At 54.8% G+C, this 1001-nt stretch carries 1 pseudogene; it reads right to left on the bottom strand.

The features are described 5' to 3' along the window. Positions 1–983 (bottom strand): annotated as a pseudogene (locus AC1D35_RS36405) (hypothetical protein); the annotation flags it as partial. Positions 984–1001 lie beyond the last annotated feature (18 nt).

Raw genomic sequence — 1001 nt, 5'->3', positions numbered from 1 at the left:
ACCGAGACCGCTTCGAGCGGATCGCGAATCTCGCACGCCGTCTGGGCGGTGATGCTAACGATGACGCCCAACCAGATGACCGCAAGGAGCGCTGCAGCCACCGCAAGCCAAAATATTCTCCTGGTTTGGGGAGGTTCTTCGGGTGCTCGAATCAGATTGACGAAACAGTAGGAGATCAGCGCGACTGGAGCCAACAAAAGATAATAAAGCAGCGCTCCCGTCCAGCCTCCGGCGCCAAACAGGCTCTGCCACATCTGAGAGGTGTTGCTTGCCGGGAGTGCAGCGTAGAGAAACGCGAACAACGCCATCGCAGTGACGGCAACCGCGAAGGCTCCAAGCGCGCCCGAAATTGTCGACCAGGCAACGCTGTTGCTCGTCGGGCCACCGGAAAAATTAGGGCCATAAACGACGCTGACGAAAGCCGCAATGCCCGTTGTCGGCAACCATACGAGAAGGAAAACCTTGAGCGTTTCCAAAGCGGCGCTGGTCGCCGCTGTCTGGTGGGAGAGCGGCACCGACGATATCAGGGGATGCCACTGCACCATGATGAAAAAGAAATAGACAACGAAGACGACGAGGAACCAATAGAGCGGCAGACCCGTAGCGGGCAGTTCCCGCTTGTCGACGATCCGTCTGATAATGCTGTCTCGAAGAGAAGCATCCTTCATTTTGGCAAAACGGGAGCCGTATTCGCAATAGACTGCCATGATCAGGCAAAACTTGTCTCGCAAATCTTCCAAAAGGCGAACATTACTCAGCAGACGCTTTTCAAGCTCTTTAAGGCGCTCCTGATTATCCACCAACAAGGAATCAGGCATTTTCTTTGCGTCGGTCAGATACTGAAAGTCTTGCAAGGCTGCCTCGGTCTCGTCGCGAACGTTGCGTTCGTATTCGTTCAGCTTTCTGCGGATATCCGGGTCGGACCATTCGACGTGTTCGCGATAGGACCAATCCACGACGGCGGTGAGGTTTTTCGCAAGCACGAAACAGCTGTCCAATTT

This window comes from Rhizobium sp. P1_E6, assembly GCF_056405875.1.
Note: the sequence above shows the minus strand (reverse complement) of the source record. Positions and strands in the feature narration are given on the sequence as shown.